The following is a 25,993-nucleotide window of genomic DNA, read 5'->3' on the forward strand; positions in this document are numbered from 1 at the left end:
AGCAAGCTCCGACCGCGACGCCCGCTGCCGCCCCTTCGAGCGCCGTTCAGTCCCTGGCGCCGACGCCGGCTCAACCCGCCCCGCACCCCCCCGCCACGCCGGACGATTCCTCGCGGATTCCCCAGGCCCTCGACCCGATGGCCGACCTGATCGCCCAGCAGAACGGTCAGGCCCAGACCACGGACGAGGAGGAGGTCGAGGCCGCCGGCAAGCCCGCGCCCCGCCACAAGGCGACGATCCTGCCGATCCCGGCGCCGGAACCGGCGACGCCCGCCGTCCCTGGCGGCGCCCTGACCACCGCCCAGATCTACGAGCTGCGCGTCAAGGGCTCGATCGCCGCCGCCCAAACCCTGCAAGGCCCGCTGGACGGCGGCTGGCGCGTGACGGGGCCCGACGGCGCCCAACTCTACGCTCTGCAAATTGTCGACAAGGCCGGCGGCTACGCCCCGCTGGAAGGCGCCTGGCGCGACCCGCGTCGTCCCGGGACCGTCGGCTCGACCGGTCTGATCGACGATCTGGGCCGCAACGGCGCCGACCTCGTGGTCCGCTTCAGCCCCAAGGGCGGTCAGTCCTCGATCCTGACGCTGAGGCCTCGGGACGACACCCATTGGGTGGGCGAACTGGTCGAGGACGGGCGGACCCAGACGGTCGTGGCCGAACACCTGCTGCCCCAGGCGCCGGCCGGCTTCGTCGCGCAGGGACGCGGCCCCTATGTCTGGCCGCCGCGCGTGGCCGCCGTCAGCCGTTCGGCCGAGGCCGCGCCGGCCTGCGCGACCCGTGGCAAGAAGGGCAAGGCCCTGAAGGCGGCGAAGGCCCGCTGCGCGGCCGCCGCCCGCAAGGCCGGACGCGGGGCGACGCTGAGACACGGCAAGGGCGGTCATCACGCCAAGGCCGCCGCCGGCCACCGGGGCAAGGCCAGCCTCGGCAAGAAGGGCGGGGCGAAGAAGAGGCGGCGCTAGGGTCCGAGCCTAAACCGAAAGCGCGTCGCGCGCCGCCTCGATGGCGGCGGTGAGCGCCTCGGCGCGGTAAGCGACGGCGGGACTGTGACCCCAGACCGGGCCCGGCCAGGCCGGATCGCCCCGGCGTCGCCCCAACACGTGGACATGCAGCTGGGCGGTGACATTGCCCAGGGCGCCGATGTTCAGCTTGTCGACAGCCAAGCCGAGCCGCGCCCCGATCGCCCGGACGGCGACCCCGCCCCGGACGGTCTCCTCCATCAACTGGCGGCGATCGGCGGCGTCCAGGTCCTCGATTTCGCGCAGGCCCGCCTGGCGCGGGATCAGAACCAGCCACGGATAGCGCGCGTCGTCCTGCAGCCGCGCCTCGCAGAGCGGCAGGTCGACGACTCTGTGCGACGTGGCGACGAAGGCCGGATCGAGAACGAAATCAGCCACGTTTAGGAATCGCCGCCCAATAGTCGAAGTCGAGGATCACGGCCGGATCGTAGGTCCCCTCCCCGTCCTTGTCGGGGAAGTCGCCGCACGGCCGGTCCTTGGTCGCCACCAGCCGCAGACGCAGCGCCCCGGCGGCGCCGAGGTCGGCCTTATCCAGCACCTGGCTCCAGGCGAACACCGTGGCCCCGGCGAAGAACGGCGCGACGTGCCGGCCGCCATTGATGGCCAGGATCAGGCCGGCGTTCTGCAGGCCGTTGAACGACAGCGCCTTGGCCGTCGAGATCACCACCCCGCCATAGACGAGGCGCTTGCCGGACGGGTCCTTGGCCCGCTCGAACTGATTGAAGTGGACCTTGGCGGTGTTCTGCCAGAGACGCGTCGCCATCTGGTGCTCGGCCTCCTCGACCGCCATGCCGTCGACATGGTCGATCTTCTCGCCGATCTCATAGTCCTCGAAGGCGTGGGGCGCGCCGGCCAGCGCCCAGTCATGGCCGGCGAAATCGAGGCCCGGCGGCAGGACCAGATCGGCCGGGGCCACGGCGGACGACAAGGTCGGAACAGCCTGCTCGGCGACCTCGGCTTCCGCGTCGCGCTTGCGGACCATGACCCAGCGCACATAGCTCAGCACCGCCTCGCCCCGCTGGTTCGTCCCGGTCGTGCGGACATAGACGACCCCGGTCTTGCGGTTGGAATTCTCCTTCAGCCCGATCACATCGGAGACGGCGCTTAGGGTGTCGCCGGGAAAGACCGGCGCCAGGAACCGCCCCTCGGCGTAGCCCAGGTTGGCCACGGCGTTCAAACTGATGTCGGGCACCGTCTTGCCGAACACCACATGGAAGGCGATCAGCGGGTCCACCGGCGCGCCGGACAGGCCGTGGGCGCGGGCGAACTCATCGGACGAGAACAGCGCGAACCGAGGGCCGTAAAGCGCCGTGTACAGCGCGACGTCGCCCGCCGTGATCGTCCGGGGCGTGGCGTGGACAAGCCGCTGGCCCAGGCGGAAATCCTCGAAGAAACGTCCCGGGTCGGTCTTGCTCATCGGCCGCTCTCCTTATCGTCGTTCAGCCATCTTTGCCGCAGCGCAGCGAAACGGGAAAGAGGACTTGAGGCCGGGCCGCTACGGGTCTAGACCGCGCCGCGACATTCCACTGTCCACAGCCTTGATGGAGACCCCATGGCTCGCGCGAAGATCGCCCTTATCGGCGCCGGCATGATCGGCGGCACCCTGGCCCACATCGCCGCTCGCGAAGAGCTGGGCGACGTGATCCTGTTCGACATCGCCGAAGGCACCCCGCAGGGTAAGGCCCTCGATATCGCCGAAGCCTCGGCCGTGTTCGGCAAGGACGTCGCGCTGAAGGGCGCCAACGCCTACGAGGACATCGCCGGCGCCGACGTCTGCATCGTGACCGCCGGCGTGCCGCGCAAGCCGGGCATGAGCCGCGACGACCTCCTGGGCATCAACCTGAAGGTCATGAAGGCCGTCGGCGAGGGCATCAAGGCCCACGCCCCGAACGCCTTCGTCATCTGCATCACCAACCCGCTCGACGCTATGGTCTGGGCCCTGCAGCAGTTCTCGGGCCTGCCGAAGGAAAAGGTCATCGGCATGGCCGGCGTCCTCGACTCGGCCCGCTTCGCCTACTTCCTGGCCGAAGCCACCGGCGTCTCTGTCGAAGACATCCACGCCTGGACCCTGGGCGGCCACGGCGACGACATGGTGCCGATGGTCCGTCACTCGACGGTCGGCGGCCTGCCGCTGCCGGAACTGGTCAAGCAAGGCTGGCTGACCCAGGACAAGCTCGACGCGATCGTCGAGCGCACCCGCAAGGGCGGCGGCGAGATCGTCGCCCTGCTGAAGACCGGCTCGGCCTTCTACGCCCCGGCCGAGAGCGCCATCGCCATGGCGACCTCGTACCTGAAGGACAAGAAGCGCGTCCTGCCGTGCGCCACCTACCTGAGCGGCCAATACGGGCTGAACGACCTCTATGTGGGCGTGCCGGTGGTCATCGGCGCCGGCGGCGCCGAGAAGATCGTCGAGTTCGAAACCAACGACGCCGAGAAGGCCATGTTCGCCAAGTCGGTCGAGTCGGTGAAGGGCCTGATGGAAGCCTGCAAGGCCATCGACAGCTCGCTGGTCTAAGCGACTTTCGATCTTAAGAACGACGAAGGGCGGCTCCTCGCGGGGCCGCCCTTTTTCTTTGGCGCCCTTTCCTTTGGGAGAGGGTGACTTTAGTGCGCCGCCTCGCCCGGCTCCTGCGAAATCTCCTCCAGCGTCTTGCCGACCTGCTTGGCGCCGTAGTCCTTGGCCACGTCGCCGAGGGACAGAATGCCAGTGAGATTGCCGGCGTCGTTCAGCACGACCAGGCGGCGGACTTGATTATTGGCCATCTTGGCCGTCGCGTCGGCGAGAACGTCGTCTTCCTTCACGCTCAGCACCTCGCCGTCGGACATCACCTCGGACACCGCGCTGTCGAAGCTGCGGCCCTCGGCGACGACGCGCAGGACGATGTCGCGGTCGGTGACCAGGCCCACGACCTTGCCGTCGTCGACCACCGGGACGACCCCACTGTCGACCTTGGCCATGGTCTCGGCGACCTTGCGGATGCTGTCGGTGGGACGGGCCACCGAGACCTGGCTGGTCATGGCGTCGCTGACTTTCATGGCGAACCTCGCGATTTGGGAATCCGAGCCCCTAAAACCCACAGCTTCCACCGACCGTTCCGCTTTCGGTCGTCACATGGCTCCCCTATCTAGGCGCGTCTCGTCTTCCCGGAGCTTCCCATGTCGATCTCGATCCACCAGGCCAGCGCGCCCGTCTTCATCCAGGGCCTGAAGGGGCTGAAAGGCGTGCTGACCAAGGCCGCGACCCACGTGGAGACCAAGGGTTGGGATCCCGAAGCCCTGCTGAAGGCGCGGCTCTATCCCGACATGTTCCCGCTGATCCGTCAGGTCCAGATCGCCACCGACTTCGCCAAGGGCTGCTGCGCGCGCCTGGCCGGCGAAGAGGTTCCGGCCTGGGACGACGTCGAAACCAACTTCGCCGAGCTGATCGCCCGCATCGACCGCGCCATCGCCTATGTCGAAGGCCTGGACCCCACCACCTTCGACGGCGCGGAGGATCGCGACATCACCCTGACCCGTCGCGGCGAGACCAGCGTGGTCAAGGGCCTGGCCTATTTCCAGGGTCAGGCGATGCCGAACTTCTTCTTCCACATCACCACCGCCTACGCGATCCTGCGCCACAACGGCGTCGAAGTCGGCAAGCGCGACTTCCTGGGGACGGCCTGATCCTTCCCATACTCCGATCTTCCCGGCGAAAGCCGGGACCCAGATCCCATGGCGTTTGGACTGGTTGGATGAACGCGGAGCGCATGGAACCCACCCCAGCGCTCGTCCATCTGGGCCCCGGCTTTCGCCGGGGAGATCGGATGTGGTGGGCCTCTTTTGACTCCTTCCCGAAATTTGTGCATAAGGCCCGGCTTCCGGCGCTTTATCAGCAGCGCCTCCACCGTCACGACCCCGGCCTGTTAGCGCAGGACCCATCCGGACGAGGACGGCGAGGACCCCCGTCGACGTGATCGTCCACGGGGGCTGATCGCGTTTGGTCTTGTGCTTAACCCAGGGTTCGACATGTTCGACGGCCTTACAGAGCGACTTTCAGGCGTCTTCGATCGCCTCGGCGGTCGCGGCGTGCTGTCCGAAAAGGACATCGACGAGGCGCTGCGCGAGGTCCGCGTCGCCTTGCTCGAGGCCGACGTCGCCCTGCCGGTCGTCAAGGACTTCATCAGCAAGGCCAAGGAAAGCGCTTCGGGCGAAGCGGTCATCCGCTCGGTCAAACCGGCCGACCAGGTGGTCAAGATCGTCTATGACGGTCTGGTCGACATGCTGGGCGGCGACGTTCCGACCGGCCTGAACCTGGCGCTGAACCCGCCCACCATCATCCTGATGGCCGGCCTGCAGGGCTCCGGCAAGACCACCACCACCGGCAAGCTGGCGCTGCGACTGTCGAAGACCGAGCGCAAGAAGGTGCTGGTCGCCTCGCTCGACACCCGCCGCCCGGCCGCCATGGAACAGCTGGCGACCCTGGCCAAGCAGGTCGGCGTCGAAAGCCTGCCGATCGTGGCCGGCCAGAGCGCCGTCGACATCGCCAAACGCGCCGTCTCGGCCGCGCGCCTGGGCGGCTTCGACGTGCTGATCCTCGACACCGCCGGCCGCACCACCCTGGACGAGGCGATGATGAGCGAGGCGGCCGAGGTCGCCCGCATCGCCAATCCGTCCGAGACCATCCTGGTCGCCGACAGCCTGACCGGTCAGGACGCCGTGCGCACCGCCAAGGCGTTCCACGAGCGCCTGCCGCTGACCGGCCTGATCCTGACCCGCGCCGACGGCGACGGTCGCGGGGGCGCGGCGCTGTCGATGCGCCACGTCACCGGCCTGCCGATCAAGTTCCTCGGCGCCGGCGAGAAGATCGACCAACTGGACGTGTTCGACGCCCGCCGTGTCGCCGGTCGGATCCTGGGCCAAGGCGACGTCGTGGCGCTGGTCGAGAAGGCCGCCGCCGATCTCGACCACGCCGAGGCCGAGCGCATGGCCAAGAAGCTGGCCAAGGGCAAGTTTGACCTCGACGACCTGTCGGCGCAGCTGAAGCAGATGCAGAAGCTGGGCGGCATGGAAGGCATCATGGGCCTGCTGCCCGGCGTCCAGAAGGTCAAAAAGCAGATCTCCGAGAGCGGCATCGACGACAGCATCTTCCGTCGCCAGCAGGCGATCATCAGCTCGATGACCAAGGAAGAGCGCAAGAAGCCCGACATCCTGGCCGCCTCGCGCAAGCGCCGCATCGCGGCCGGCGCAGGGGTCGACGTGGCCGAGGTCAATCGCCTGCTCAAGCAGCACCGCCAGATGGCCGACATGTTCAAGGCCATGTCCAAGGATGGCGGCAAGGGCCTGGCCCGCATGGCCCAGATGATGGGCGGCGGCGACATGGCCCGCCTGAAAAACATGGGCGGCGGCAAGATGCCGACGCCCGATGCGAATGCAGCGGGGGGCCAAGGCCTCCCGGGGCTGCCCGGCCTGCCGGGCCTCGGGACTGGCGGCGACGCCAAGCCCAATCCTCTCTCCGGCCTGGGCCTGCCCGGCTTCAACCCGTTCAAGAAATAGAACTTTAGACCCTAAGGACTACCTCAAATGCTGAAGATCCGTCTCGCCCGTGGCGGCGCCAAGAAGCGTCCGTACTACTCGATCGTCGTCGCCGACAGCCACTCGCCGCGCGACGGCCGCTTCATCGAGAAGGTCGGCACCTACAACCCGCTGCTCAAGAAGGACGACGCCAACCGCGTCACCCTGAAGGTCGAATCGATCCAGGAGTGGCTCAAGAAGGGCGCCCAGCCGACCGACCGCGTCGCCCGCTTCCTGGCCGCCCAGGGCCTGACCGCCTGGACCCACGGCAACAACCCGGAAAAGGGCAAGCCGGGCAAGAAGGCGCAAGAGCGTCTGGCCGAACGCGCCCAGCGTGAAGAAGAGCGCCGTCAGGCCGAGGAAGACGCCAAGGCCGCCGCCGAGGCTGAAAAGGCCGCCGCCGCCGAAGCCGCCGCCGCGGCTGCCGCGGCTCCGGCCGAGGAAGCTCCGGCCGCCGAGGCTCCGGCCGAAGAAGCCGCCGAAGGCTAATCGGAGTATCCGCGCCGCCGGTCCTTCGCGGATCGGCGGCGCGACTCTGTCCGGACCATGGCCTCGCCTCCCCAAGACCCTCTGATCCTGGTCGGCCGCGTGGCCGGCGGTTTCGGCGTGCGCGGCGAGGTGCGGATCTCGACCTATACCGAGGCGCCAATGAACCTGGCCGCCTTCAAGACGCTGAAGCGCCAGGACGGCTCGCCCGCCCTAACCATCGCCTCGGCCCGGCCGACCAAGGACGGCGTCATCTGCCGCTGTCCCGGCATCGACAGCAAGGAAGCCGCCGACGCCCTGCGCGGCCTTCGCCTCTACGTCCCCCGCTCGGCCCTGCCCGAGCCCGACGAGGACGAATTCTATCTGACCGACCTGGTGGGGCTTTCCGTTCGCCACATCGCCACGAACGTCCTGCTGGGCCGCGTGAAGAGCGTCCAGAATTTCGGCGCCGGCGACATTCTCGAGATCACCCCGGACCTGGGCGGCCCAACCTGGTATCTGCCGTTCACGCGGGCGGCTGTTCCCGAGGTCAAGATCGGCGAAGGTCTGATCCTGGCCGACCCGCCCGCCCTGGTGGGAGAGGCCGAGGGACCGGCCGAGGAAGAGCTGGGCGACCGCGACTAATTCTCCGCGAGGGAGCTACCGGCGATGTCGGACGGAAAGTGGCGCGTCATCGCTTCGCGCATCGTTCACCAGGATCGCTGGATCCACCTTCGCGCCGACGACTGCGTCACCGACGAAGGCGCGGTGATCGCACCCTACTATGTTCTGGAATATCCCGACTGGGTCGAGCTGGTGGCCCTGGACGCCAGCAATAACGTCCTGCTGGTCAGGCAGTATCGCCACGCGCTGGGCGACATCTCGACCGAGCTTCCGGCCGGCGGCATGGACCCGGGCGAGACCGATCCGGTGGAGGCCGCCCGCCGCGAACTGCTGGAAGAGGCCGGCTGCGCCGGAACCCTGACCCTGCTGGGCGAGACCCGCCCCAACGCCGGCACTCACACCAACCGCATCCACATCATCCTGGCCCGCGACGTGGTCAAGGTCGCCGAGCCCAAGGACGATCCGCGCGAGCGCATCGAGACCGTCTGGGTCCCGGCCGCCGAGGCCCTGCGCGTGGCCCTGGCCGGCGAAATGACCGTCGGCATGCAGGCCGCTTCGTTGCTGAGGGGCTTGGCGGCCGCGGGGGTGGTGAAGGTGGAGCTGGCTTAGTCGGCGCGGCGCCGAACCGCTCCGGATGAAGCCGGGGCCGGGTTTCCGGATAGCGGGAGTTCACGAAGGCTACGATGGGTGGAATTCGGACCTGGCCTAAGCTGGGTTAGGAAGGCGGTTGATCCAGATGTCATTCTGCCAGTCTGCATATCCGAGCAATTCGCCCTCTGTTCTCTCGTGCTCGACTGACCACTCGCCTTGCAGGCGAAGCTCGATCATGGCGTCGAGACGCCACGCTTCATTTGGCGCTGCATAAAGGATCACATGTAAAGGTCGCCGTGCATTTGATGAAATTTCGACATATTCGCGCCTGACGAACATTCCCATTTCAACATGCCTGTCGAACATTCTGAGATATCTAAGAACCACGTCCGGGAAGTGACCGTGGCCGTCGGCGAACATCGCCAGTGGCTTTAAACCCCGAAGCATTAGGCCCAATTCGCGGTTTGTATGGATCGCATAGCCCAGCACCCGTTCACTAAGATGTTCTGGCCTTGGCATTAACGCGGCAACTCCGCCATTCCACTCCACCGTAGCCGAGCGGCCGTCCATCAGGAATGTCCAACTAGGGCCGAACCCGGTCTCCGACATTCCTCCAGAAGCCCGACCTTCCCGGCAAATGCCGGGATCCAGATCGAACCCACGGACGCTCATGGTTCAGTCCTGAGCGAGGTCGCGTTCATTCCAGCCGATCCGGATGAATCTGGGCCCGGGCATTCGCCGGGGAAGTCGGTCTATCTGGAATTTCCAAAGCGCCGCCGGGACTTTAGATTCGCAGCGTCTTCGTCGTCGCGGCCCTACTTCCGCAGCCGCATCAGGCATTCCTGCGCGACCGAGGCCAGCAGCTTGCCGTTCTGGCTGAACATCTGGCCGCGCACCAGGCCGCGGCCGTGCGAAGCGGCGGGGCTGTCCTGGGCGAACAGGGTCCAATTGTTGAAGTCGAACGGCTGGTGGAACCACATGGCGTGGTCCAGGCTGGCCCCCTGCAGGCCCGGCGTCGACCAGATCAGGCCGTGCGGGCGCAGGGCGCTTTCCATGAAGGCCATGTCGGAGGCGTAGGCCAAGGCGGCCTGTTGCATCTTGATGTCGTCGCCAAGCGGGGCCTTGGCCCGCATCCAGACATTCTTGACGCCAGGCTTCTTGACCGGGGCGACCGGGTTCTGCGGATCTTCCCAGCGGATGTCGACCGGACGCGGCCGCGAGGCGATCGCCAGCATCTTCGGCGGGATCTGGTCGCCCAGGCCTTTCAGGAACTCGACCTCGGTGGGCAGGCCCTCTGGATCGGGCGCGGTCGGCATCTCCGACTGGTGCTCGAAGCCCTCCTCGGGCGTCTGGAACGAGGCGGCCAGGTTGAAGATCTGCTCGCCGTGCTGGATCGCGGCGACGCGGCGCGTGGTGAAGGTGCCGCCGTCGCGGGCGCGCTCCACCTCGTAGAGCACCGGTGCGGTGACGTCGCCGGGCCGGATGAAATAGGCGTGCAGCGAGTGGCAAACCCGCTCCGGCACGGTCCTGTAGGCCGCCAGCAGGGCCTGGGCGATCACCAGCCCGCCGAAGATGCGCGGGAAGCCGTCGTTCGGGCTGATCCCCCGGAACAGGTTCACCTCGATCGGCTCAAGGTCCAGAATGTCGGCGAGGTTCTCGGTCGTCTGCATGATGCAGTGCGATAAGCTTCCGTGTGCGCTGCCGCAAGTCGTCACCTTGCGTCAGGCGGTCGCGCTCCCCATCGTGGAGCCATGTCGCGCGCCCCGCCCATCATCCACCACCCCGCCTTTCGCGCCGAAATGCCGGCCGGGCATCGTTTTCCGATGGACAAGTTCTCGCGCCTGGCGACCGTGCTGGAGGTCGAGGGCGTGCCGGGTCCGGAAGGCTTCGCCAAGCCAGAACCCATCGACGTCCAGACCCTGCTGCTAGCCCATACCGAGGACTATGTCCGGGGCGTGATCGAGCTGTCCCTGCCCGCCGACGTCGTGCGGCGGATCGGCATGCCCAACACCGACAGCGTCGCGATCCGGGCGCGGGCGGCGACCGGCGGCACGCTTCTGGCGGCCCGGCTGGCGCTGGAGGGCGGGATCGCCTGCAACACGGCCGGGGGCAGCCATCACGCCTGCGCCGAGAGCGGGGCGGGCTTTTGCGTATTCAACGACGTGGCGGTGGCCGCGCGGCGACTGCTGGCCGAGGGGCGGATCGGCCAAGCTCTGGTCGTCGATCTCGACGTCCACCAGGGCGACGGCACGGCGCGGATCTTCGAGAACGATCCCAGCGTCTTCACCTTCTCGATGCACGCCGAAAAGAACTTCCCGCATCGCAAGGCCGTCAGCGACCTCGACGTCGAGCTGGCCGACGCCACGGGCGACGCCGAGTATCTGGCGAAGCTGGCGGACGTCCTGCCGGCGCTGCTCTCCAGCGTCCGGCCGGACATCGTGTTCTTCAATGCGGGGGTCGATCCCCACGCGGACGACAAGCTGGGCCGACTGTCGCTGACCGACGCGGGTCTGGAGCGACGAGAGGCCTATGTCCTGGGCGCTTGTCTCGACAGAGAGATCCCGGTGGTCGGGGTGATCGGCGGCGGCTACGACGCGGATATCGATCGTCTGGCGGCCCGCCACGCCATCCTGCATCGGACGGCCAAGTCTCTGTATGCCTGAAGGTCTTGTTTTTATTGGTCTTCGGGCGACCTCGGGATCGCCATCTCCGTCGGGCCGGCTCCGGAAACGAGCGGGCCGCGACGGAGGTTAAGCGGCGATCACTTACAGGCTCGAAGCGAGCGAGCCGGCGATCACGACGAGCGGCAGAACCGCGAGAACGAGCGAGGCGAGGCCGGCGACGGCGTTGGTCTTCATGGTCATGGTCTTGATCCCTGTTCTTTTCCTCCGGCGCCCCATTTGGCGTCCGGCGATCGGGGATATAGGCGCGACCTTGGCCTATCGCACGTTACCTTTGCTTCATTACGCCAATTTAAAGAACGTTACCGCGCTCAATTCGGATTACGAGGGTGTAATTTTTCGTGATCGGCACAGATCAGAACAATATCTGACCGTATCCCAATCCTTGACCCACTTCTTCCGCCACGTGAAGGGTCGACCGCAGACCGCGCAGAGCTTCTCGGGCAGGTCGGCCTTGGCCACGGCCTTTCCGCCCTTCCGCGACGGCTTCACCATCACTCCTCGCTGGGCGCGACCAGGAACAGGCCGCGCAGAGTCGCGATCGGCGCCGAACGGGTCTCCTGCCAGGCCTCGACATGGACGTTGGCGATCCGGCGGCCCAGCTTCTTGATGGTCGCGCGGGCGTAGGTGGTCAGCGGCCGACCGGAGCGCAGATATTCGATCGACACATCGATCGTGCGCGGCTGGCGCTTCATCGGGGCGGCGACCGACAGCTGGGCCAGGGCGGTCATCTCCATGAAGGCCCCCAGCACTCCGCCATGAATGGCGGGCAGCATCGGATTGCCGACGATGTGCTGGGCGAAGGGCAGGACGGCGGTCATTTCGTCCCCAGCCAGCTCGGCCTTGATCCCGAGAAAGCGGGCGTAGGGGATCGACTCCAGCATCGAGACCAGGCGGGTGTCCTCGTCGGCCATCAGTCGACCCCTCCGGTCTTGGCGCCCGCGTCGCGCGGCGGCTTGAGGTTGGCGCCCGGCTTCTTGCCGGCGCTGCTGTCGAGCATGAAGGTCGCCTGGGCGGCGGCCACCGGATCGTTCGGGTCGCGGTCGTAGGCCACGGCCCGGACGAACGCGACCGAGCGGGTCAGCTTGTAGCAATGGGCCCGGGCGAAGACGTCCAGTCCCGGCTCGGCGGCGCGCATGTAATCGATGCGCAGGTCCAGAGTGGCGATCGACACCCAGGTCGTCAGCGCCGCGTGAACGGCCTGGCCGCTGGCGTGGTCCAGAAGGGTGGTGACCACGCCGCCGGCGATGACGCCCGTCTCCGGATCGCCGACGATCTCGGGCCGATAGGGGACCTTCAGGATCGCTGTCGCCTCGCCGATCTCCAGGGTGGAAAAGCCGAGGGCGCGCGCCTGGGGGCTTCCCTCGTTCATCGCCGTGGCGATCATTCGCGTCTGTTCGTTGTCGCTCATGGGGATAGGCTTAGCGCCTCTTGCGTTGTCTTATCCAGACGTGATCAAGCCCGAAGATCTTCTCTGTCCCCGACCGGGCGGCCTCTACTGCCCGCCGGGCGACTTCTATATCGACCCGGTCCGTCCCGTGGACCGGGCGGTGATCACCCACGGCCATTCGGACCACGCCCGCGCCGGCCACGGCGTCGCCGTCGCCACGCCGCAAACGCTGGCGATCATGGCGGTCCGCTATGGCGAGGATTTCGCCGGCCGCCGTCAGCCCGTTCCCTATGGCGAAACCTTCGTTCGCGACGGTGTCGAGGTGACTTTGGTTCCGGCGGGTCATGTGCTGGGCTCGGCCCAGGCGGTCGTGCGCTGGAAGGGCCTGACCATGGTGGTGTCCGGCGATTACAAGCGCCGACGCGACCCGACCTGCGCGTTGTTCGAGCCCGTCCCTTGCGACGTCTTCATCACCGAAGCGACGTTCGGCCTGCCCGTCTTCCGCCACCCCGACGACGCCGGCGAGATCCGCCGCCTGCTGGCCTCTGTCGAACAGTTCCCGGAGCGCTGCCATCTGGTCGGGGCCTACGCCTTGGGCAAGGCTCAGCGCGTGATCCGGCTGCTGCGCGAGGCGGGCTGGGACAGGCCGATCTTCGTCCACGGCGCGCTGGAGCGGCTGAACGCCCTTTACGAAGCGCACGGCGTGGCGCTGGGGCCGCTGGCGCCCGCCACCGCCTCGGGTCCCAAGGACGCCTTCGCCGGCCAGATCATCATCGCGCCGCCGTCGGCCATGGCCGACCGCTGGTCGCGGCGCTTTCCCGATCCGGTCGACTGCTTCGCCTCGGGCTGGATGCGGGTGCGGGCCCGCGCCCGACAACGGGGCGTGGAGCTGCCGCTGATCCTGTCGGACCACGCCGACTGGGACGAGCTGACGGGGACCCTGGCCGAGCTGCGCCCTGGCGAGGTGTGGATCACCCATGGGCGGGAGGAGGCCCTTGAGCGTTGGTGCGCGCTGGAAGGGCTGCCGGCCCGGGCGCTGCGCCTGGTCGGCTATGATGAGGAAGAGGGGGAATAGAGCTCGTTCTCGCTTGATCGGGTCAAACGCCCGGAATCTCTCCGACATACCGCGCCCTGGGCCGGATCAGCCGTCCGGTCTGCAGCTGCTCGATGGCGTGAGCCATCCAGCCCGCGCTGCGGGCCGTGGCGAACAGGATGAACGGCGCGTCGGGCGGCAGTTTCAAGGTCCGCGCCAAAGACACCAGAGCGAAGTCGATATTGGGCGGGAGCCCGGTGGCGGTCTCGGTCGTCGTCCTCAGCTCGGCCAGCAGCGCGGGCGCCGTAAAGGCCGACAGCAGCGCCGCCGCGCGCGGGTCGCCGTCCGGATAGAGCGGATGGCCAAAGCCGGGCATGGCCGCGCCGCGCGCCAGCCGCGCCAACACGGCCTGGGACGGATCGCGACGCTCGGCCTCCTCGACGAAGGCCTCGACCCGCGCGGCCATGCCGCCGTGCAAGGGTCCGGACAGGGCCGACAGCCCCGCCAAACAGGCCGCTGACAGCGACGCCCCGGTCGAGGCCGCCACCCGCGCCGCGAAGGTCGAGGCGTTGAGCTCGTGGTCCGCCAGCAGGACCAGGGTCCGGCGGACCAGATCCGCGCCGTCCGCGTCCAGTCCCCAAGCCGCCGCGAAGCGGAGGTGGGCGGGGCCTTCGCCCGTCAAGCCGGCGGCCGCGTCGACCACCGCCTCCAGCAGGTCGGCGGCCTCCATCGCCAGGGCCAGCGGCGCGCGCCCCCTGGCCGGCGGCTCGCGGCCGGCGCGAGCGGCCAGGGTCAGGAACAGCCGAGCTCGGGCGCTGTCGGCGGCCGGCGGCTCGGGACGGCGCGACGACTTCAGCGCCGCACCGTGACCGCCTCGCAGCAACCGGCCGATATTCTCCAGCGTCAGGCCCTGATCGGCCAACGTCGCCACGTCGCGTCCGCGATACCAAAGCCGGCCGCCGGCCACGGTGGTGATGGCGGACGGAAGAACGGGCTCACCCCAGGCGATGGCCTCGGCGGCGACATCGGCGGCGCGGCGGCCGCGCGCCTTCTTCTGGGCCAGGGCGGCGACGTCGGAGGCGCGATAGAGGCTGCGGCGCGGATCGCGCGGGTGCGCGGCGGCCTCGATCCGACCTCGGCTGACATAGGCGTAGAGCGTCTGCGGCCGGATCCCCAGCCGTTCCAGCACCTGATCCGCTTCCAGCCAGTCCGTCATATAGATTGATTATATTGATCAAGATTGACGATCAAGCCTCGCCCGCCTTTTTCTCGGCGCGAAAGGAGACCGCACATGTCCGATGGTCTTGAGGGCGTCATCGCCGCCCGCACCGTTCTGTCCGATGTCGACGGCGCCAAGGGCCGCCTGGTGATCCGAGGCTACGCCGTCGAGGATCTGTCGGGCCGCACCCGCTATGAGGAGGCGGCGCATCTGCTGTTCGACGGCTTCTTCGAGGACGCGCCCAGCGACCTCGCGCCGGCCCTGGGCCAGGCGCGCGTCCAAGCCTTCCGCGAAGTCGCCGCACTGGACGAAGGTCTGGCGCGGCGCGATCCCGTCGAGGCCATGCGCGCCCTGCTGGCCCGCCTGCTCGATGGCGACGACCTGGCGACCGCCCTGCTGCTGATCGCCGCTCCCGCCGTCTTCACGCCCGCTGTGTTGCGCATGGCCAAGGGCGAGACGCCCGTCGCGCCGGACCCCGCCCTGTCGCACGCCGCCGACATCCTGCGCATGACGCGCGGCGCGCCGGCGACCAATGCCGAGGCCGCCGCGCTCGACGCCTATCTGGTCACGGTCTGCGACCACGGCCTGAACGCCTCGACCTTCGCCGCGCGGGTCGTGGCCTCGACCCGCGCGGGCCTGACCTCGGCGGTGCTGGCGGGTCTTTCGGCGCTGAAGGGTCCGCTGCACGGCGGCGCGCCCGGGCCGGTGATCGAGATGCTGGACGCGATCGGCGCGCCCGAAAACGCTCGCCCCTGGCTGGAAAAGGCCCTGGCGCGCGGCGACCGGCTGATGGGTTTCGGCCACCGGATCTATCGCGTGCGCGACCCGCGCGCCGACGCCTTGAAAGCCGCCGTGCGCCGTCTGGCCGCGGCCTCCGGCGGCCTGCCCGGTCGCCTGGCCTTCGCCGAGGCCGTCGAGCAGGCGGCCCTGCAAATCCTGCGCGAGCACAAGCCCGACCGGCCCCTGGACACCAATGTCGAGTTCTACACGGCGCTCTTGCTGGAGGCGCTGGGCCTGCCGCCGTCCAGCTTCACGTGCGTCTTCGCCATGGGCCGGGTCTCGGGCTGGATCGCCCACGCCCGCGAGCAACTGGCCGGCGGTCGCCTGATCCGGCCCCAGTCGGTCTATGTGGGTCCAGAGGCGCGCGCGGCCGCCTAAAGGCGAGAGTCGTTCGCGCTGGGGTCGGCGCGGTCGCCTTGCTAGAAGGCGGCCATGTCCGCCTCAGCCGTCTCGCCCGCGATCCGAACCGCCACGCAGCGGGTGGCGATGTTCTCCGTCGCCACCTCGACCTTGCTGATCATCATCAAGGCGATCGCCTGGCAGGCCAGCAGCTCTATCGCCCTGCTGGCCTCGCTGTCCGACTCGGTCCTCGACCTGATGGCGTCGCTGATCACGCTGTTCGCGGTGCGCTACGCCGCCGAGCCGCCCGACGCCGAGCACCGCTTCGGCCACGGCAAGGCCGAGGCCTTTTCCAGCCTGACCCAGGCCGGCCTGGTCTTCGCCTCCGGCGCGTTGATCGGCCGCGAGGCGATCGCGGCCTTGCTGCATCCGCGCCCGGTCGATCACGGCCTGGCCGGCGTCGCGGTCATGGCGATCTCGATCGTCCTGACCATGATCCTGATCACGGCCCAGACCCGGGTGCTGAAGGCCAGCGGCTCGATCGCCATCGCCGGCGACCGCGCCCACTACGCCGCCGACCTGGCCGCCAACGCCGTCGCCCTGCTGGGCGTCGGGGCGGCGACCTGGCTTGGCGTCAACTGGCTGGACGCCGCCGCCGGTCTGGCCGTGGCGCTGTGGCTGATCTGGGGCGCGATCGGCGTGTTCCGCGAGGCCTCGCACCAGCTGATGGATCGCGAACTGCCCGAGGAAGAGCGCGCGCGCATCGTGGAGCTGGCCACGGCCGACCCGCGCCTTCTGGGCGTCCACCAGCTGCGCACGCGCGCCTCGGGCCCGTATGTCCATATGCAGATGCACGCCGACCTCGCCGCCGACATCTCGCTGGCCGAGGCGCACCAGATCATGGTCGCCGCCGAGAACCGCCTGCTGGAGGCGTTTCCGGCCGCCGACATCCTGATCCACCCAGACCCCCGCGGCCTGGCCGAAAAGCACGGCGGGATGTTCGCCGCGGCCGACGAGGGTTGAGTTTTCGCGTCGTCCGGGGTCATAGACCACTGCATGGACGACACCTTGGCTGACCTTCCCCGCGCCTTCGCCGGAAAGACCGTGCTGGTCCTCGGCGACGTGATGCTGGACCGCTTCATCTACGGCGCGGTCGATCGCATCTCGCCCGAGGCGCCGGTGCCCGTCATCGCCGTCGAGAAGGAAACCGCCATGCTGGGCGGGGCCGGCAATGTCGCTCGCAATGTCGCCGCCCTCGGCGCCAAGGCGGTGCTGATCGGCTTGGTGGGCCGGGACGACGCCGGCGCGACCCTGCGCGGCATGATCGACGCCGAGCACGGCCTCGAAGCCGAGCTGATCGTCGACCCCAAGCGTCGCACGACCGAGAAGGTCCGCTACATCTCGGGCTCGCATCAAATGCTGCGCGTCGACCGGGAGGATCGGGGCCCTGGCGACAGCGAGGCCCTGCTCGCCGCGTTCCGAGGCCGCCTGGCGTCCGCCGACGTCGTGGTGCTGTCCGACTACGCCAAAGGCGTGCTGACCCCGGAGGTGACGCGGGGGGCGATCGACGCCGCCCGCGCCGCCGGCAAGCCGGTGATCGTCGACCCCAAGAGCCGCGATCTCGCCCGCTACGACGGCGCCACCTTGGTCAAACCCAATCGCAAGGAAGCCGCCGAGGCCACCGGCATCATCGACCCGTCGGACGAGGCCTCGGAGGAAGCCGGCGCGGCGATCCTGGCCATGGCGCCGGCGCTGGAGGCGGCCCTGATCACTCGGGGCGGCGCGGGCATGACCCTCGCCGCGCGCGGCCAGGCGCCCATCCACCTGCCCGCCACGGCGATCGAAGTGTTCGACGTCTCCGGCGCCGGCGACACCGTGGCCGCGACCCTGGCGCTCGCGGTGGCGGCCGGCGCCAGCCTGGCCGACGCCGCGCGCCTGGCCAATCTGGCCGGCGGCCTGGTGGTGGCCAAGCTGGGGACCGACGTCGTCACCGCCGCCGAGCTGACCGCCCGGGCCGGCGCGGCCGAGGGGCCAGCCGAGGTCAAGATCGCCGACCGCGACCACGCCCGGAGCATCGTCGAGGGCTGGCGCGCGCGCGGACTGAAGGTTGGCTTCACCAACGGTTGCTTCGACCTGCTGCACCCCGGTCACGTCTCGCTGCTCAGCCAGGCCAAGGCCGCCTGCGATCGGCTGATCGTCGGCCTCAACACCGACGCCTCGGTCTCCAAGCTGAAGGGCCCGACCCGGCCGGTGCAGAAGGAGCACGGGCGGGCCACGGTGCTGGCGTCGCTATCGTCGGTGGACCTGGTGGTGCTGTTCGACGAGGACACGCCCCTGGCGCTGATCGAAACCTTCCGTCCCGACGTGCTGGTCAAGGGCGCCGACTATACGGTCGAGACGGTGGTGGGGTCGGACGTGGTGCTGGGCTACGGCGGCAAGGTGCTGCTGGCCGAACTGAAGCCCGGTCAAAGCACCACCAACCTGATCGCGCGAATGAACAGCTGAGACGAGCGAACCCGGCGGGACAACGCGTGAAAACGCCGCGCAAAAGCCTGGTTTTCCAGGCTAAACCCCTTCCAGAAATCTCTTGTTAAGCAAAGCGGCGCATCGCTCTTTCGATGCAGCCTGAGCGCACCTGGGCATGAGCGTCGAACGCACCCTTCACCACTTCCCGCTGGATCCCGCCTCGCGACAGGTGCGCTTGGCGCTGGGCGAGAAGCGGCTGGCGTTCGCGGAAGCGCCCGTCCGTTACTGGGAGGCGCCGCCCGAGTTCGCGGCCCTGAACCCGTCCGGCCTGCCGCCGGTGCTGGTCGAGACCCGCAACCAGCGCACCGTGACCGCCTGCGAGACCCGCGCCATCCTCGAGCACATCGAGGAGACCGAGCCGGAGCCGCCGCTGCTGGGCCGCGATCCGGCCGAGCGCGCCGAGGCTCGCCGGCTGCTTCAATGGTTCGACCGCAAGTTCGACAACGAGGTGAACGGCTTCCTCCTGCACGAAAAAATGGAGAAGCGGCTGCTGCGGCTGGGCGCGCCAGACCTGGCGGCGCTGCGCCAAGGCCGCGAAGCCCTGCGGATGCACCTCTCCTATATCGAGAGCCTGCTCCAGACCCGCGACTGGCTGGCGGGCCGCCGGATGAGCCTGGCCGACTTCGCCGCCGCCGCCCACCTGTCGGTCATCGACTATTTCGGCGACGTGCCGTGGAAGGACTTCCAGACGGCCAAGACCTGGTACATGAAGCTGAAGTCGAGACCGGCCTTCCGTCCCATCCTGGCCGACCGCTGGCCCGGCCTCGCGCCGGCCGCGCATTATGACGACCTCGACTTCTGAGCGTTCCCAAGCCGCGATCAAGGACGAGATCCGCGCCGAGGCCCTGGCGTTAGGGTTTTCGGCCTGCGGCTTCGCCGACGCGGCGGCGGCCTGGCCGAACGGCGAATGGCTGCGGGAATTCGTCGAGGCCGACCGTCACGGCGCCATGGGCTGGATGGAGGAGACGCTGGAGCGGCGCGCTCATCCGACCGCCATGTGGACCGAAGCGAAGTCAGCCGTGGTGCTGGGCGTCAATTATGGGCCCGACATCGACCCGCTGGAGCAGCTTGTCCGCGCTGACCGCGCGGCCATCTCGGTCTACGCGCAAGGCGACGACTATCACGACGTGATCAAAAAGCGCCTGAAGGTTCTGGCCGGCTGGATGCACCGCCGCTTCGGCCAGGAGGTAAAGGTGTTCGTCGACACCGCGCCGCTGATGGAAAAGCCGCTGGCCCAGCGGGCGGGGCTTGGCTGGCAGGGCAAGCACACCAACCTCGTCTCGCGCCCGTTCGGCTCGTGGCTGTTCCTGGGCAGCGTCCTGACCACCCTGGACTTGCCCCCCGACCCGGCCGAGGTCGACCACTGCGGCCGATGCAACGCCTGCCTCGACATCTGCCCGACCCAGGCCTTCCCCGCCCCCCGCCAGCTGGATGCGCGGCGGTGCATCTCGTACCTGACCATCGAGCTTTCGGGTCCGATCCCGGCCGAGTTCCGGTCCGCCCTCGGCAACCGGATCTATGGTTGCGACGACTGCCTGGCGGTGTGCCCGTGGAACAAGTTCGCCTCGCTGTCGAGCGAGGCCAAGCTGCGGGCGCGTTCGGCGCTAAGGCAGCCCGCGCTGGCCGAATTGGCCGGGCTGGACGACGCCGCGTTCCGGGCGCTGTTCTCGAAAAACCCCATCAAGCGCATCGGGCGCGATCGCTTCGTGCGCAACGTGCTTTACGCCATCGGCAACAGCGGCGAGGCGGCGCTGATGGCCGTGGTCGAGCCGCTCCTCAGCGACCCGGCGCCAGTGGTGCGCGGCGCGGCGGTGTGGGCCGCGCGACGGCTGATTGGCGACCGGGCGCTATCGCTGAAGGGCGCCGAGGACCACCCCGAGGTTCTGGCGGAGTGGAACTAGGCTTTCTTGGAGGGAAGGAACCGCCGGACGCCAAGCCAAAGGCCAGCGCCCGCCGCCGAGATGCCAGCATTCACGACCAGACAAACGCCGAGAAGAAAGACGAGGACGCCGATCGCTTGGACGGGACTGCTAGCAGGCGCGCCGTTCATCTTGAAGATGCCCGGCGCAAGGACCGCCCCGATCAAGCCAAACAAGGTCATCACCACCTGAAAAGTGGCCGCAACGGTAAACGTCACGCCGAACAAAGCGCCGAACGAGGCGGTTCTCAGATACTGCATCATAATACCCCACTCCGGCCCGCAGATTGGGGGCGCCGCCTTGGGCTGTCCAGGGGCGTCAAGACGACTAAAAGGCGAATTTAAGCCTTCAGCAGGTCCTCGACCGCCGCCCGCGCCGCCGCGCCCAGCTCAGGGTGCTGCAACGCCATGGCGACGTTCGCGCGCAGAAGGCCGATCTTGTCGCCGCAGTCATAGGTGACGCCCTCGTACTCCAGGGCATGGAAGTCCTGATTCTTCAGCAGCTTCAGCATCGAATCAGTCAGCTGGATCTCGTTGCCCGCGCCCTTCTCCTGGCGGGCCAGCAGGTCGAAGATCTCGGGCTGCAGGATGTAGCGGCCGCTGATGAAGAGGTTCGAGGGCTCCGTCCCCTTCGGCGGCTTCTCGACCATGCCGGTCATGCGGTTCAGGCGACCGTCCTGGCCGTCCAGAGCGACGATGCCGTACTGGTGGGCCTGGCCTTCCGGGCAGGGCTCGACCACGACGATATTGCCGCCGACCTGGTCATAGGCCTCGATCGCCTGGGCCAGGGCGGGCTTTTGGGCGTGCATGACCATGTCGGGCAGCATCACGGCGAACGGCTCGTCGCCGACGATATCGCGGGCGCACCAGACGGCGTGACCCAGGCCCAGCGGCGCCATCTGGCGCACGAAGCTCATCTCGCCGGCCTTGGGCAGCTCGGCCCGCAGCTGCTCGAGGATCGCGGTCTTGCCCTTGGCCTCCAGCTGGGCTTCCAGCTCGATGTGATGATCGAAGTAGTCTTCGATCGCGCCCTTGCCGCGCCCGGTGACGAAGACGAAGTGCTCGATGCCGGCCGCGCGGCCTTCCTCGATCACGTAAGAGAGAATCGGCCGGTCGACGACGTTCAGCAGTTCTTTCGGCGTCGTCTTGGTGCCGGGCAATACACGCGTGCCCAGGCCGGCGACGGGAAGGACGGCTTTACGAACGGGTTTCATGAGCGGCTCGTCTTTGAGGTCTGGACGCCGTTTCTAGGGGCTGGCGCGGGCGAAAGCCACCACCGTTCCATGAAAAGCGCGCGCGGTCCGTTAGGGCGGGTTTCGGGAGGTGGACTCCCGCGCGGTCCGTGCTAGCTGGACGGCCTGCTTTCGTTGAGGTCTTCAATGCACCGTCGCGCCCTGTTCCTGACCCTCGCCGCCATCGGCCTGACCCTGGCCGCCTGCGGTCCCGGCAAGAAGGCCCAGGAAAACCAGGCCGCCGCCGACGCCTTCATGGCCAAGAACGCCAAGGAGCCCGGCGTCGTTACCCTGCCCCAGGGCCTGCAGTACAAGGTCGTGCGCGAAGGCCCTCCGGGCGGCCAGCACCCGACCCCCGCCGACGAGGTCAAGGTTCATTACGAGGGCAAGCTGCTGGACGGCACGGTGTTCGATTCGAGCTATGAGCGCGGCGTGCCCGCCGTGTTCCCGCTGGACGGGCTGGTGCCGGCCTGGGTCATCGCCCTGCAGCGGATGAAGGCCGGCGACGAATGGATTCTCTACGTCCCGCCGGCCTTGGGCTACGGCGCCGAGGACAAGGGCCCGATCCCGGCCAACAGCGTGATGATCTTCAAGATCGAGCTGCTGGGCGTGAACCGCATCGGGCCAGGCAAGCCGAAGGAATAGGGTCTCCAGTCCGCCTCAGACCACCCGAGGCGGATAGCCCTTCTCGCGCAGCGCCTCCATCACCTCCTGGGTGTGTTGCGCGTCGCGGGTCTCGATCGTGATGTCGAACTCCGCGCCCTTGGCCGGAACGTCGAGGGCCAGGCGGTTGTGGTTCACCTCGATGATATTGGCGCCCATGGTTCCGATGACGGAGGCCACGGTCGACAGCAGGCCCGGACGGTCGTCGCCGATGATCCGCAGGGACACCAGGCGCTGGGCGCGGACCAGTTCGCGGGTCAGGACCGAGGCCAGGAGACGGGTGTCGATATTGCCGCCGCACAGGATCAGGCCGCATTTCTTGCCCCGGAAGCGTTCCGGGTAGGCCAGCAGCGCCGCCAGCGAAGCCGCGCCGGCCCCTTCGGCGATGGTCTTCTCGACGTTGCAGTACAGCGAGACGGCCTGCTCCAGGTGCGGCTCTTCCAGAAGCAGCACGTCGTCGATCAGCGGCCGCACCACGCCATAGGTCAGGTCGCCGACCTGCTTGACCGCGACCCCTTCGGCGATGGTCTGGCCGCCGCAATGGGCCGCGACGCCGCGCATTCGGGCGGTGAAGGACGGATACATGGCCGGCTCGCAGCCGACGATGTGGATCTCGGGCTTCAGCGCCTTGGCCGCGGTGGCCACGCCGCTGATCAGGCCGCCGCCGCCGATCGGCACCGGCAGGACTTCGAGGTCCGGCGCGTCTTCCAGCATCTCCAAGGCGATCGTGCCCTGGCCCGCCATGATGTCGTAGTCGTCGAACGGGTGGACGAAGGTCAGGCCCTGCTCGTCGCGCAGCTTGCGGGCGTGAGCGTTGGCGTCGTCATAGGTCTCGCCCTCGATGACGACGGTCGCGCCGAAGTCGCGGGTGTGCTGCACCTTCACGAAAGGCGTGGTCTTGGGCATGACGATGGTGACGGGCACGCCCAGGCGCGCGCCGTGATAGGCCAGCCCCTGAGCGTGGTTGCCGGCGCTGGCGGCGATGACGCCCTTGGCCTTCTCGGCGTCCGACAACAGCATGAGTTTGTTCAGCGCGCCGCGCTCCTTGTAGGCGGCGGTGAACTGCAGGTTCTCGAACTTCACCCACACCTCGGCGCCGGTGATCTTCGACAGCGTCTTGGAGTGGCGGCAGGGCGTGCGCTCGATCTGACCCTTCAGGCGGCCGGCGGCGGCTTGGATGGCGGCGAGGTCGAGGGTCATGGGATCAGCACTCAGTCGCGGCGAGGAACGGGCCGTGGTCGGGCGTCTAGCACGGCCAAGCCCTCCGGGCACACCCCTTTAGGGCGCCGTTTCGAGCAGCGCCTGGATCGCCGCCCAGGCTTCCGGCTCGGTCAGCATCGGGGCGTGGCCGACGCCCGGAACCTCGGCATAGGCCATGTCGGGCGCGGCGGCCCGCATCCTTTCGGCGATGGCCGGGTCGATCAGATCCGAGATCCCGCCGCGCACCAGAAGCAGCGGCCGGTCCTTCGCCAGCGCGCGGAACAGCGGATACATGTCCGGCGGAGCCAGGGCCTGGCCGCCCTCCGCCTGGGTCTTGGCGGCGGCCGCGGCGGCCGCCTTGATCGGGGCCGAGATGTCGGGATCGTAGGCGAGCACGAAGGCGCCGTCCTTTTCATCGAACAGGCGACGGGCGAAGACGTCCCAGTCCTCGGGCCCATAGGCCGGGAAGGCCGCTTCGTTGATCGCCTTGGCGTAGGCGACGGCCTCGGCCCAGGTCTCGAACCGGCTGGCCATGCCGGTATAGCCGGCGATGCGAGCCAGGCCGACCGGCGACAACTCGGGCCCGACATCGTTCAGCACGGCGGCGGCGACGGCCTCCGGCTTCAGCGAGGTCAGCACCATGGTGATCAGCCCGCCCATGCTGGTGCCGACGAACACCGCGCTGTCGACCCCGGCGGCCTCAAGCAGCGCGACGATGTCGGCCGCGTAGGTCCCCGGGTGATAATTCATCGGGTTCAGGTCGTGCGCCGACAGCCCCCGGCCGCGCACATCGACCGCCAGCACCCGGCGCCCCGTGGCGGCGATCCTCGGCGCAAGATCCTCGAAGTCGCGCGCGTTGCGGGTCAGGCCGTGGATGCAGATCACTGGAAGCTTACGCGCCTCGCCAGCGGCGGCGTAGTCGCGGGCGTGCAGCGGCAGGCCTTCGTGCGAGGTCCAGAAGAAGTCGGTGAAACTCATCACGCACTCCGATTTCCCCGGCGAAGGCCGGGGGCCAGATCGAACCCACCAGACTTGGCGGATTTGGTCGAGACCGATGGCGCGAGAACCCGAAAGGCGCCGGATGACTCTGGGCCCCGGCCTTCGCCGAGGACGTCGGGCTCTTAAGAGGCTTCGTAGACGAAAGGCGAGTCGATCTCGGCCAACAGCGGCGCGGCGTTGTCGCGAGCGTTGGCGGTGATCTCCGCCGTCGGAATCGACCAGTCGATTCCAATCGCCGAGTCGCTCCACCTCACCCCGCCCTCGGCCTGGGGGGCGTAGTAGTCGGTGACCTTGTAGAGCACCTCGCAGGCGTCGGTCAGGGTCACGTAGCCGTGAGCGAAGCCCTTGGGAACCAGCAGCTGCTGACGGTTTTCGGCCGAGAGCTCGGCGCCAACCCATTGGCCGTAGGTCGGCGAGCCTTTGCGGATATCGACCGCCACGTCGAAGATCGCCCCGACCACGCAGCGCAGCAGCTTGTCCTGGGCGTGCGGCGGCTTCTGATAGTGAAGGCCGCGCTGGACGCCGCGCGTGGTGGTCCGCACATGGTTGTCCTGTACGAAGGCGGCCTTGAACCCCGCTTCCTCCAGCGCCGATTGGCGAAAGGTCTCGGAAAACCAGCCGCGCTCATCGCCATGGCGCGCGGGCGTGATAAGCAGCACTTCGGGGATCGCCAGCGGCGTGATCTTCATGACGCGGACTTCGATTTGAGAAACGATCGGCCACCGATGCCGCCTGACGCGACCGAACACAAGAGCGGCTCCGCAAACGCAAACGTGGCGGTGAGCGTGATCATCGTCTCCTACCAGAGCGGCCCGACCCTGGCGCCGTGCCTGGAACGGCTGGCGGCCCAGACCTTCCGCGACTTCGAGACGATCCTGGTCGACAACGCCTCGACCGACGGCGCGCCCCAGGCGGCGGCCAAGGCCCATCCCTGGGTGGATTTCGTCGAGGCGGGCGTGAACCTCGGCTTCGCGGCCGGCAACAATTTCGCCGCGCGGCGAGCCAAGGGGCGGTGGCTGGTCCTGCTCAATCCCGACGCCTATGCCGAGCCGGACTGGCTGGAAGAGTTGATGGCCGGCGTCGCCCGCCATCCCGAGGTCAAGAGCTTCGCCTCGCTGCAGCTGTCGGCCGATCGGCCGGGCCTGCTGGACGGGGCCGGCGACAATGTCACCAGCGCGGGCATACCGTTCCGGGGCGGATATGGCCGCCGGACGCCCAAGGCCCTACCCGAGGGCGAGGTGTTCTCGGCGTGCGGCGCGGCCATGCTGATCGAGCGCGACCTCTTCCTGGCGGTCGGCGGCTTCGACGAGCGGTATTTCTGTTACTGCGAGGACGTCGACCTGGGCTATCGTCTGCGCCTCTATGGTCAGCCGACCTTGCTTTTGCCCAAGGCGAAGGTCGCCCATGTCGGCTCGGCCAGCACCGGCGTGCGGTCGGATTTCTCGATCTTCCATGGCTCGCGCAACCGGGTCTGGACCTTCGTCAAGAACACGCCCGGCTGGCTGTTTCCGGTGACCTTGCCGCTGCACGTGGCGGTGACCGCGGGCTTGCTGCTGCTGCACTGGCGACGCGGCGATGTCGCCCCGGCAATGCGGGGGATCAAGGCGGCGTTGAAGCGCGAGGATCTCGACCAGGTTCTGGCCGACCGCGAGGCGATCCAGGCCCAGCGGAAGGCTTCGCCCGGCGCGATCCTGCGAGTGATGTCTATCGACCCGGCCGCCTTTATCGGGCGGCGGTTCGTCATCCGGAAGTGGCGCGGGGTCTAAC

Annotated in this window: 31 protein-coding genes; 16 read left to right on the forward strand and 15 right to left on the reverse strand. The window is 68.5% G+C overall.

What is annotated here, in order from left to right:
• Positions 1–137 precede the first annotated feature (137 nt).
• Positions 138–959, forward strand: coding sequence for a hypothetical protein (locus tag OR37_RS06315; protein ID WP_004617171.1), 822 nt, complete (start codon positions 138–140; stop codon positions 957–959).
• Positions 960–968: 9 nt separating this feature from the next.
• On the opposite strand, the gene OR37_RS06320 is transcribed toward OR37_RS06315, so the two are convergent.
• Both OR37_RS06320 and OR37_RS06325 read right to left on the reverse strand, forming a co-directional pair.
• Entirely contained in the window at positions 969–1,394 is a 426-nt protein-coding gene (locus OR37_RS06320) for an HIT domain-containing protein (protein ID WP_004617173.1), read from the reverse strand.
• Positions 1,387–2,433: a MaoC family dehydratase gene (locus OR37_RS06325; RefSeq protein WP_004617175.1), complete on the reverse strand. Its 1,047-nt coding sequence runs from the start codon at positions 2,431–2,433 to the stop codon at positions 1,387–1,389. Before OR37_RS06325 ends, OR37_RS06320 begins: the two co-directional genes overlap by 8 nt.
• Before the next feature lie 135 nt (positions 2,434–2,568).
• On the opposite strand from OR37_RS06325, the gene mdh reads away from it, so the two are divergent.
• Complete coding sequence (gene mdh / locus OR37_RS06330; protein WP_004617177.1) at positions 2,569–3,531, forward strand: malate dehydrogenase; 963 nt, start codon at positions 2,569–2,571, stop codon at positions 3,529–3,531.
• Between the two features lie 89 nt (positions 3,532–3,620).
• Here the strand turns inward: mdh and OR37_RS06335 are convergent, their stop codons facing one another.
• Positions 3,621–4,052: a CBS domain-containing protein gene (locus OR37_RS06335; RefSeq protein WP_004617180.1), complete on the reverse strand. Its 432-nt coding sequence runs from the start codon at positions 4,050–4,052 to the stop codon at positions 3,621–3,623.
• Positions 4,053–4,172: 120 nt separating this feature from the next.
• On the opposite strand from OR37_RS06335, the gene OR37_RS06340 reads away from it, so the two are divergent.
• The 5 genes from OR37_RS06340 (at position 4,173) to OR37_RS06360 (ending at position 8,264) form a co-directional block, all read left to right on the forward strand.
• Positions 4,173–4,679, forward strand: coding sequence for a DUF1993 domain-containing protein (locus OR37_RS06340; protein ID WP_004617182.1), 507 nt, complete (start codon positions 4,173–4,175; stop codon positions 4,677–4,679).
• Positions 4,680–5,021: 342 nt separating this feature from the next.
• A complete protein-coding gene (gene ffh, locus OR37_RS06345; RefSeq protein ID WP_004617184.1) occupies positions 5,022–6,548 on the forward strand; it encodes a signal recognition particle protein in 1,527 nt (508 codons plus the stop codon).
• Between the two features lie 27 nt (positions 6,549–6,575).
• Complete coding sequence (gene rpsP / locus OR37_RS06350) at positions 6,576–7,055, forward strand: 30S ribosomal protein S16 (protein WP_004617186.1); 480 nt, start codon at positions 6,576–6,578, stop codon at positions 7,053–7,055.
• 57 nt (positions 7,056–7,112) lie between these two features.
• Positions 7,113–7,676 carry a ribosome maturation factor RimM gene (gene rimM / locus OR37_RS06355; RefSeq protein WP_004617187.1) on the forward strand — a complete coding sequence of 188 codons (564 nt, stop codon included), beginning with the start codon at positions 7,113–7,115 and terminating at the stop codon, positions 7,674–7,676.
• Between the two features lie 24 nt (positions 7,677–7,700).
• A complete protein-coding gene (locus OR37_RS06360) occupies positions 7,701–8,264 on the forward strand; it encodes an NUDIX hydrolase (protein ID WP_004617188.1) in 564 nt (187 codons plus the stop codon).
• Positions 8,265–8,360: 96 nt separating this feature from the next.
• On the opposite strand, the gene OR37_RS21970 is transcribed toward OR37_RS06360, so the two are convergent.
• A complete protein-coding gene (locus tag OR37_RS21970; protein WP_200864126.1) occupies positions 8,361–8,918 on the reverse strand; it encodes a hypothetical protein in 558 nt (185 codons plus the stop codon).
• A 143-nt stretch (positions 8,919–9,061) separates the two neighbouring features.
• Positions 9,062–9,916 carry an acyl-CoA thioesterase gene (locus OR37_RS06365; RefSeq protein ID WP_004617189.1) on the reverse strand — a complete coding sequence of 285 codons (855 nt, stop codon included), beginning with the start codon at positions 9,914–9,916 and terminating at the stop codon, positions 9,062–9,064.
• 81 nt (positions 9,917–9,997) lie between these two features.
• Between OR37_RS06365 and OR37_RS06370 the strand changes: the two genes are divergently transcribed.
• Complete coding sequence (locus OR37_RS06370; RefSeq protein ID WP_004617190.1) at positions 9,998–10,909, forward strand: histone deacetylase family protein; 912 nt, start codon at positions 9,998–10,000, stop codon at positions 10,907–10,909.
• A gap of 102 nt (positions 10,910–11,011) precedes the next feature.
• Here the strand turns inward: OR37_RS06370 and OR37_RS06375 are convergent, their stop codons facing one another.
• The 4 genes from OR37_RS06375 to OR37_RS06385 form a co-directional block, all read right to left on the reverse strand.
• Complete coding sequence (locus OR37_RS06375) at positions 11,012–11,110, reverse strand: hypothetical protein (RefSeq protein ID WP_004617191.1); 99 nt, start codon at positions 11,108–11,110, stop codon at positions 11,012–11,014.
• Positions 11,111–11,248: 138 nt separating this feature from the next.
• Complete coding sequence (locus tag OR37_RS20955) at positions 11,249–11,422, reverse strand: DUF2256 domain-containing protein (RefSeq protein ID WP_081612887.1); 174 nt, start codon at positions 11,420–11,422, stop codon at positions 11,249–11,251.
• Positions 11,422–11,841: a PaaI family thioesterase gene (locus OR37_RS06380; protein WP_004617192.1), complete on the reverse strand. Its 420-nt coding sequence runs from the start codon at positions 11,839–11,841 to the stop codon at positions 11,422–11,424. Before OR37_RS06380 ends, OR37_RS20955 begins: the two co-directional genes overlap by 1 nt.
• Positions 11,841–12,338 carry a PaaI family thioesterase gene (locus tag OR37_RS06385; protein ID WP_004617193.1) on the reverse strand — a complete coding sequence of 166 codons (498 nt, stop codon included), beginning with the start codon at positions 12,336–12,338 and terminating at the stop codon, positions 11,841–11,843. Before OR37_RS06385 ends, OR37_RS06380 begins: the two co-directional genes overlap by 1 nt.
• Before the next feature lie 25 nt (positions 12,339–12,363).
• Here OR37_RS06385 and OR37_RS06390 point away from each other — a divergent pair, with 25 nt between their 5' ends.
• Complete coding sequence (locus OR37_RS06390) at positions 12,364–13,392, forward strand: ligase-associated DNA damage response exonuclease (protein WP_081612888.1); 1,029 nt, start codon at positions 12,364–12,366, stop codon at positions 13,390–13,392.
• 22 nt (positions 13,393–13,414) lie between these two features.
• Here the strand turns inward: OR37_RS06390 and OR37_RS06395 are convergent, their stop codons facing one another.
• Positions 13,415–14,566, reverse strand: coding sequence for a citrate synthase family protein (locus tag OR37_RS06395; RefSeq protein WP_004617196.1), 1,152 nt, complete (start codon positions 14,564–14,566; stop codon positions 13,415–13,417).
• A 75-nt stretch (positions 14,567–14,641) separates the two neighbouring features.
• Here OR37_RS06395 and OR37_RS06400 point away from each other — a divergent pair, with 75 nt between their 5' ends.
• The 5 genes from OR37_RS06400 (at position 14,642) to queG (ending at position 20,115) form a co-directional block, all read left to right on the forward strand.
• A complete protein-coding gene (locus tag OR37_RS06400; RefSeq protein ID WP_004617198.1) occupies positions 14,642–15,727 on the forward strand; it encodes a citrate synthase/methylcitrate synthase in 1,086 nt (361 codons plus the stop codon).
• A gap of 54 nt (positions 15,728–15,781) precedes the next feature.
• The gene (locus OR37_RS06405) at positions 15,782–16,711 is read left to right on the forward strand and encodes a cation diffusion facilitator family transporter (protein WP_004617200.1); all 930 of its coding nucleotides are present in this window, start codon (positions 15,782–15,784) and stop codon (positions 16,709–16,711) included.
• Between the two features lie 33 nt (positions 16,712–16,744).
• Positions 16,745–18,193, forward strand: coding sequence for a D-glycero-beta-D-manno-heptose-7-phosphate kinase (gene rfaE1 / locus OR37_RS06410; RefSeq protein WP_004617201.1), 1,449 nt, complete (start codon positions 16,745–16,747; stop codon positions 18,191–18,193).
• Between the two features lie 136 nt (positions 18,194–18,329).
• Positions 18,330–19,016: an FtsZ-binding protein FzlA gene (gene fzlA, locus OR37_RS06415; protein WP_004617203.1), complete on the forward strand. Its 687-nt coding sequence runs from the start codon at positions 18,330–18,332 to the stop codon at positions 19,014–19,016.
• The gene (gene queG, locus OR37_RS06420; RefSeq protein ID WP_004617212.1) at positions 18,997–20,115 is read left to right on the forward strand and encodes a tRNA epoxyqueuosine(34) reductase QueG; all 1,119 of its coding nucleotides are present in this window, start codon (positions 18,997–18,999) and stop codon (positions 20,113–20,115) included. Before fzlA ends, queG begins: the two co-directional genes overlap by 20 nt.
• Here the strand turns inward: queG and OR37_RS06425 are convergent.
• Positions 20,112–20,396: a hypothetical protein gene (locus tag OR37_RS06425; protein WP_004617214.1), complete on the reverse strand. Its 285-nt coding sequence runs from the start codon at positions 20,394–20,396 to the stop codon at positions 20,112–20,114. The genes queG and OR37_RS06425 overlap by 4 nt on opposite strands.
• A 77-nt stretch (positions 20,397–20,473) precedes the next feature.
• On the reverse strand, positions 20,474–21,346 hold the full coding sequence (locus OR37_RS06430) for a UTP--glucose-1-phosphate uridylyltransferase (protein WP_004617216.1): 873 nt from the start codon (positions 21,344–21,346) through the stop codon (positions 20,474–20,476).
• A 165-nt stretch (positions 21,347–21,511) separates the two neighbouring features.
• On the opposite strand from OR37_RS06430, the gene OR37_RS06435 reads away from it, so the two are divergent.
• On the forward strand, positions 21,512–22,009 hold the full coding sequence (locus tag OR37_RS06435) for an FKBP-type peptidyl-prolyl cis-trans isomerase (RefSeq protein WP_004617218.1): 498 nt from the start codon (positions 21,512–21,514) through the stop codon (positions 22,007–22,009).
• Positions 22,010–22,024: 15 nt separating this feature from the next.
• Here OR37_RS06435 and OR37_RS06440 read toward each other — a convergent pair whose 3' ends face one another.
• The 3 genes from OR37_RS06440 to rfbC form a co-directional block, all read right to left on the reverse strand.
• Positions 22,025–23,227 carry a threonine ammonia-lyase gene (locus OR37_RS06440; protein ID WP_004617220.1) on the reverse strand — a complete coding sequence of 401 codons (1,203 nt, stop codon included), beginning with the start codon at positions 23,225–23,227 and terminating at the stop codon, positions 22,025–22,027.
• Between the two features lie 78 nt (positions 23,228–23,305).
• The gene (locus tag OR37_RS06445; RefSeq protein WP_081612889.1) at positions 23,306–24,208 is read right to left on the reverse strand and encodes an alpha/beta fold hydrolase; all 903 of its coding nucleotides are present in this window, start codon (positions 24,206–24,208) and stop codon (positions 23,306–23,308) included.
• Positions 24,209–24,348: 140 nt separating this feature from the next.
• Complete coding sequence (rfbC, locus tag OR37_RS06450; protein WP_004617225.1) at positions 24,349–24,915, reverse strand: dTDP-4-dehydrorhamnose 3,5-epimerase; 567 nt, start codon at positions 24,913–24,915, stop codon at positions 24,349–24,351.
• Between the two features lie 36 nt (positions 24,916–24,951).
• Here rfbC and OR37_RS06455 point away from each other — a divergent pair, with 36 nt between their 5' ends.
• A complete protein-coding gene (locus OR37_RS06455; protein WP_004617233.1) occupies positions 24,952–25,992 on the forward strand; it encodes a glycosyltransferase family 2 protein in 1,041 nt (346 codons plus the stop codon).
• Position 25,993: the final 1 nt, after the last annotated feature.

The sequence above is a fragment of the Caulobacter vibrioides OR37 genome (genome assembly GCF_000372645.1).
Lineage (GTDB): Bacteria > Pseudomonadota > Alphaproteobacteria > Caulobacterales > Caulobacteraceae > Caulobacter > Caulobacter vibrioides_E.

Bases quoted from the DNA above. Each gene is read 5' to 3' on its own strand.
- OR37_RS06380 (WP_004617192.1), bottom strand. From the start codon at position 11,841: ATGGCCGACGAGGACACCCGCCTGGTCTCGATGCTGGAGTCGATCCCC.
- OR37_RS06365 (WP_004617189.1), bottom strand. From the start codon at position 9,916: ATGCAGACGACCGAGAACCTCGCCGACATTCTGGACCTTGAGCCGATC.
- OR37_RS06375 (WP_004617191.1), bottom strand. From the start codon at position 11,110: ATGACCATGAAGACCAACGCCGTCGCCGGCCTCGCCTCGCTCGTTCTC.
- OR37_RS06405 (WP_004617200.1), top strand. From the start codon at position 15,782: ATGTCCGCCTCAGCCGTCTCGCCCGCGATCCGAACCGCCACGCAGCGG.
- queG (WP_004617212.1), top strand. From the start codon at position 18,997: ATGACGACCTCGACTTCTGAGCGTTCCCAAGCCGCGATCAAGGACGAG.
- OR37_RS06425 (WP_004617214.1), bottom strand. From the start codon at position 20,396: ATGATGCAGTATCTGAGAACCGCCTCGTTCGGCGCTTTGTTCGGCGTG.
- OR37_RS06395 (WP_004617196.1), bottom strand. From the start codon at position 14,566: ATGACGGACTGGCTGGAAGCGGATCAGGTGCTGGAACGGCTGGGGATC.
- OR37_RS06455 (WP_004617233.1), top strand. From the start codon at position 24,952: ATGCCGCCTGACGCGACCGAACACAAGAGCGGCTCCGCAAACGCAAAC.
- OR37_RS06400 (WP_004617198.1), top strand. From the start codon at position 14,642: ATGTCCGATGGTCTTGAGGGCGTCATCGCCGCCCGCACCGTTCTGTCC.
- rfaE1 (WP_004617201.1), top strand. From the start codon at position 16,745: ATGGACGACACCTTGGCTGACCTTCCCCGCGCCTTCGCCGGAAAGACC.
- OR37_RS06385 (WP_004617193.1), bottom strand. From the start codon at position 12,338: ATGAGCGACAACGAACAGACGCGAATGATCGCCACGGCGATGAACGAG.
- rimM (WP_004617187.1), top strand. From the start codon at position 7,113: ATGGCCTCGCCTCCCCAAGACCCTCTGATCCTGGTCGGCCGCGTGGCC.
- OR37_RS06430 (WP_004617216.1), bottom strand. From the start codon at position 21,346: ATGAAACCCGTTCGTAAAGCCGTCCTTCCCGTCGCCGGCCTGGGCACG.
- OR37_RS06360 (WP_004617188.1), top strand. From the start codon at position 7,701: ATGTCGGACGGAAAGTGGCGCGTCATCGCTTCGCGCATCGTTCACCAG.
- mdh (WP_004617177.1), top strand. From the start codon at position 2,569: ATGGCTCGCGCGAAGATCGCCCTTATCGGCGCCGGCATGATCGGCGGC.
- OR37_RS06435 (WP_004617218.1), top strand. From the start codon at position 21,512: ATGCACCGTCGCGCCCTGTTCCTGACCCTCGCCGCCATCGGCCTGACC.
- OR37_RS21970 (WP_200864126.1), bottom strand. From the start codon at position 8,918: ATGAGCGTCCGTGGGTTCGATCTGGATCCCGGCATTTGCCGGGAAGGT.
- rpsP (WP_004617186.1), top strand. From the start codon at position 6,576: ATGCTGAAGATCCGTCTCGCCCGTGGCGGCGCCAAGAAGCGTCCGTAC.
- OR37_RS06335 (WP_004617180.1), bottom strand. From the start codon at position 4,052: ATGAAAGTCAGCGACGCCATGACCAGCCAGGTCTCGGTGGCCCGTCCC.
- fzlA (WP_004617203.1), top strand. From the start codon at position 18,330: ATGAGCGTCGAACGCACCCTTCACCACTTCCCGCTGGATCCCGCCTCG.
- OR37_RS06340 (WP_004617182.1), top strand. From the start codon at position 4,173: ATGTCGATCTCGATCCACCAGGCCAGCGCGCCCGTCTTCATCCAGGGC.
- OR37_RS06440 (WP_004617220.1), bottom strand. From the start codon at position 23,227: ATGACCCTCGACCTCGCCGCCATCCAAGCCGCCGCCGGCCGCCTGAAG.
- ffh (WP_004617184.1), top strand. From the start codon at position 5,022: ATGTTCGACGGCCTTACAGAGCGACTTTCAGGCGTCTTCGATCGCCTC.
- OR37_RS06315 (WP_004617171.1), top strand. From the start codon at position 138: ATGGCCGACCTGATCGCCCAGCAGAACGGTCAGGCCCAGACCACGGAC.
- OR37_RS06370 (WP_004617190.1), top strand. From the start codon at position 9,998: ATGTCGCGCGCCCCGCCCATCATCCACCACCCCGCCTTTCGCGCCGAA.
- rfbC (WP_004617225.1), bottom strand. From the start codon at position 24,915: ATGAAGATCACGCCGCTGGCGATCCCCGAAGTGCTGCTTATCACGCCC.
- OR37_RS06325 (WP_004617175.1), bottom strand. From the start codon at position 2,433: ATGAGCAAGACCGACCCGGGACGTTTCTTCGAGGATTTCCGCCTGGGC.
- OR37_RS20955 (WP_081612887.1), bottom strand. From the start codon at position 11,422: ATGGTGAAGCCGTCGCGGAAGGGCGGAAAGGCCGTGGCCAAGGCCGAC.